The sequence below is a fragment of the Hymenobacter terricola genome, assembly GCF_017921975.2.
GTDB classification, from domain to species: Bacteria; Bacteroidota; Bacteroidia; order Cytophagales; family Hymenobacteraceae; genus Hymenobacter; species Hymenobacter terricola.
In genome coordinates, this window is record NZ_JAGEMO020000167.1 from 1 (window position 1) to 4,685 (window position 4,685).

Consider the following 4,685-nt stretch of genomic DNA (forward strand, 5'->3'; position numbering starts at 1 on the left):
GGACGTCTGGTTTGCTTTCACCCCCACCGGCCCGTCGACGACCTTCACGGTGACGGGCGGCCCGGCCGGCATGCTGCGCGTCTTTACCAGTCCGGACTGCTCGGCGGGGCCGTTCGCCCAGGTGTTCTGCGCGAGCTCGGGCGGCAACAACACGGCCATTTCCGGACCCGTTGCGGTCAACGGGCTCGCGGCGGGCCAGCGCTACTACGTGGCCGTGAGCGGCTACGGCAGCTCCGACGCGACGGGCGCCTTTACCATTGCCGGCACCAGCCTGGTGGCGACCAGCGGCCGGGCGCTGGCCGACGCGAAGGACTTGCTCGTGTACCCAAACCCGAGCAACACGGGCCAGCTCACGCTGCACCTCGGCACCTTGGCCGGCAACGGCCGGGCCGCGCTGCTGAACGCCCTGGGCCAGGTCGTGCTCACCCAAGGCCTGACCGGCGCCGCGGAGCAGACGCTGAACACCCGCTCCCTGGCCGCCGGCCTCTACACCCTGCGCATCACGGGGGCCGGGCAGGTGCTCACCCGCAAAGTCGTGCTGGAATAGGTTCTCATTCGTTTTAAAAAGAGCCGGCAATCGCCGGCTCTTTTTTGCTGAAGGCAATATGGCCAATCTTCGCTTTCGTGCTGCTAACAAGCTATGCAAGAACGGTTTGCAATCCCACTGTAGCAGCGCCCTTTGCCATCAGGCACCTGGCATTAGTCCGGGAGTTTATGATGCCAATGCAGAATAGGGTGTTGTTAAACAAATAGGGTAAAACCTCCGACTCGGCACATTAAGCTGACGCGTTCCGGCTCGGCTGGCGCAGTAGTCTGGCCAGGCAGTTTTTCATCGAGAGGCACAGATTCGACCTGCAGCGTAAACATGAATTGGGCGACGGGATTGTGTTTGCCATACTTAAGGTTTTATACCAGAGTTTTGAACGTTGGTGCTAATGCTCAGCTGGGTCCGTTCCTCCACTATTTGTATGACCTCTAACGTGGAGCGACCCAGGCGCGAGACTTTGTTCATTCTGAATGGCTCCTTGCCGGCTCAACTCCAACAACTGCTGAATCCCCGCCCGGTCCTGCATTCCGGCGGCCCCCACTCATCTGCTCTGAAATCTCGGCCACAACCTGCACGGCTTGGCTCTGGGCCACGGCGCCCAGGTCTTCCACCTGCCGCTGGTAGTGCTGTTCCTTTTTGGTGACGCGCACGAAGAGGACGGCAGTTCGCATGGCGCAAAGCTGCCGGGCTGTATCAGAGAAACCACTACCATTATTTTTTCACAAAAACAGAGGCTATTCCAAGAAGGACAATCCCTTTTTTCATGACATGAAAAAAAATACCCAATATAAGGTCGAGCTTACCGGTCCTTCAATATTTATATGTACTTCTCGCTACCCAAATCGAGATGGTCCACCCACCGCTCGGTGTCCTCTCCCCCTTTTCTCACCCTTATTCACCCTTTTCCCGCTTTCTATGCAACACTTTCTCTTTTCAAGGTTTCCCCACGCCCTTCAGCGGCGCGGGTGGCTGGTGCTATTTGGGCTACTGATTTGCGCCACGGCGGCGGTGGCACAGCCTACCGGCTACTGCGTCAGCAATCTGGGCGCTTTTTGTGGCCCGGGCAATTCCAACATTAACTTGGTGGCCATTGCCGGCACCACCCTAAATAACCCGAATACCACCTGCAATATTTCCAACGGCAGCGGCTACACACTCTATCCGGCGGCGGGCAGCACTACGGGCACTCTGGAGCGCAGCCTATCCTACCGGGTGAGCGTAATGACGCCCGAGGCTGGTTCCATCTCCGTGTGGTTTGACTGGGACCAAAGCGGCACATTCGACCCCAATGAGTGGACGCGGGTCGACGCGGGGTCGACACCCGGGGTGCCCTCCAGCGTGAGCGTGACGGTACCCGACACGGCCCGGCTCGGCCTGACCCGCATGCGGGTGCGCTCTCGGACGGTGGACGGCCGGGCCAATAATGGCTATAGCGCCTGCACAAGCTTCGGGTCTGGCGAAACCGAAGACTACACGGTCACGATTGGCCCCGTTCCCGCCTGTGCGCCACCCACTTCCCTCACGGCAGCGAATATTACCACCACGGGCGCTACGCTAACTTTCGGTAACAGCAACGGGACTGCCAGCAGCTACCTCATTGAGTACGGCCCGAGTGGATTCAGCCCAGCTGGCCCAGGCGGTACCCAGGTGAGTTCGGCCACCGCCCTGGTCACGCTCACTGGCCTGACCGCTAACACCGTTTATGACTTCTATGTGACCAAGTCCTGTGGTCCGGGACAAACCAGCCAGCCCGCTGGTCCTGTCTCCTTCCGCACTGCCTGCGTCCCGGTGGTTTACGCCACGCTGCCTCTGGCCGAGGGGTTTGACAATACCTGGGTGGGCATCTGCGATACGCGCGATGCCCCCTCGGCTTCCTGGCATACTACGCCCGTCACGGGTAACGGGGCATGGCGCCGCGACGACGACGGCACCAGCGCCGCGTGGAACTTCCCTGCGTATGGCAGCTACGTGCCGGCGAGCAGCCAGGGCGGGCATTCCGCCCGCTTCCACAGCTCCAGCTACTACTCCCCCAGCGGGGGCGGCGACATCGGCACGCTTGACTTGTTTGTGAACCTTAGCGCGGCCGGCACCAAGCGCCTGAGCTTTGACTACGTCAACTCCACCGGCACCGATTCGCTTGTGGTACAGCTTTCCACCGACGGCGGAGCCAGCTTCATCCGCCTGAACGGCTACGGGCTCAGCGGCAACGGCAGCGGGTTCAGCAGCCAGGTGTTGCCCATTACCAGCACCTCGGCAACCGCCCTGATTCGCTTCCGTGGCCAATCCGATAATGACAGCACTGACATTGGGCTCGACAACGTCGTTCTCGGAGCGACTACTGCTTGCCTGGCCCCGGCCAACCTGGGCGTGAGCTCCGTGACAGCCACCTCGGCCGTGGTCCACTGGCTGCTCGCCGGCACGGGTAACTATTCCCTCCTTTACGGTGGGGTGGGTTTCGACCCGGCCCAGCCCAGCTCGGCAACCAATGCTTACACCACGGTTGCGGCCCTGACGGCCCCGCCTTACACAATGACGGGCCTGGCACCCAGCACCAGCTACCATTTCTACATCCGCCAGAACTGCGGGGCCGGCGCCAGCTCCAGCCTTGCTGGCCCGTTCGCCTTCACTACGGCCTGCGTACTGCCCACCTACGCCACGCTGCCGGTGAGGGAAAGCTTCGAAAACACCTGGCTCAGCCGGTGTGATACCCACGAAGTGCCCACAAACCACTGGCGCAACATGCCCGCCACCGGCAACGCCTCCTGGCGCCGCGACGACGACGGCAACAGCGCCGTGTGGAGCTTCCCTAATATATGGGCGTATTATCCTACCGGCAGCCAAGGCACGCACTCGGCCCGGCTTCACACCGGCCAATCCTTGAACGACAGCGGCGCGCTCGACCTGTTTGTGGACCTGAGCGCGGCCGGCGCCAAGCGGCTGAGCTTTGACTACGTCAATACCAGCGGCGACGACTCGCTGCAGGTGCAGCTTTCTACCGACGGCGGGGTGAGCTTCACCCGTCTGGCCACCTACAATGTAAGCAGCACAGCCGTCACGGGGTTCGTAACGGAGGTACTGCCCATAACCAGCACTTCGGCTACGGCCGTTATCCGCTTCCGCGGCACCACCGACTTCGGCACCACCGACATCGGCCTGGATAACATCGTACTCGAAGCGGCTAGCGGCTGCTTAACGCCGGCCAACCTGCACGCGGCTACGACGACGACCACGGCGGCCCTCTCGTGGCTGACCGCCGGCACCGGTACCTACACCGTGGTGTACGGCCCCACGGGCTTTAACCCAACCACCGGCGGCACCACCGTTTCGGGCCTCACCGCCCCGCCGCTGAACATCACGGGCCTCGCGCCGGGCACCACGTACCAGTTCTACGTGACGCTCAACTGCGCCACAGGCACCAGCTCGGGCACGGCCGGTGCGGCCGATTTCACCACCCAGATTGTAAACGACGAGCCCTGCGGTGCTACGACGCTGACCATTAACAACACCTGCATGCCACTGGCCACTACCACAGTAGGCGCTACCACCACGCCCAGCACCGTGTACGACCCGAGCAGTCCGGGCTTGACTTGTGGCTCCAACATGGCCCCGCTCGACGTGTGGTTTAAGTTCACCACCGCCGCCACGGGGCCGACCAGCACGCAGGTACGCATCTCGGTGACGGGCTTTGCGGCCAGCCTCGTGGTGGTGTACTCAGGTTCGGCCTGCGCAGGCCCGCTCACGTACCTGGACTGCGCGGGCACCGGCACCAACCGGGCCGCTGCTTTCCTGGACCTGACCGGCCTGACGCCCGCCACGAGCTACTACGTGCGGGTGAGCGACTACGACAGCTTTAACAGCACACCGGGCAACTTCACGATTTGCGCCACGTCGATTCCGAACTGCGCTGCCCCGACGGGCCTGGCTGCAGGCACACTTACGAACACCTCGGCGGCGCTGAGTTGGTTGGCCCCGGCGGCCGGCGGCAGCACGTTCTCCGTTATCTACGGGTTGGCCGGCTTTGTCCCGCCCGCCGGGGGCACCGTCGTGACGGGCATCGGCACGAACAGCACGACCCTGACCGGCCTGACGCCCGACACCGCCTACGGGTTCTACGTCCAGCAGGTGTGCGCCGGCGCCA

3 protein-coding genes are annotated in these 4,685 nt (G+C 62.8%); 2 read left to right on the plus strand and 1 reads right to left on the minus strand.

All coding sequences use genetic code 11. The annotated features are described in order from the left end of the window. Positions 1-547: T9SS type A sorting domain-containing protein (locus J4G38_RS28010; RefSeq protein WP_226164096.1), on the plus strand; the 547-nt coding region annotated here is incomplete at its 5' end. A 461-nt stretch (positions 548-1,008) separates the two neighbouring features. Here the strand turns inward: J4G38_RS28010 and J4G38_RS28015 are convergent. Further along, the gene (locus J4G38_RS28015; protein ID WP_210522191.1) at positions 1,009-1,218 is read right to left on the minus strand and encodes a recombinase family protein; all 210 of its coding nucleotides are present in this window, start codon (positions 1,216-1,218) and stop codon (positions 1,009-1,011) included. Between the two features lie 244 nt (positions 1,219-1,462). Between J4G38_RS28015 and J4G38_RS28020 the strand changes: the two genes are divergently transcribed. Beyond that, on the plus strand, positions 1,463-4,685 hold a 3,223-nt coding region (locus J4G38_RS28020; RefSeq protein WP_226164098.1), incomplete at its 3' end, for a fibronectin type III domain-containing protein.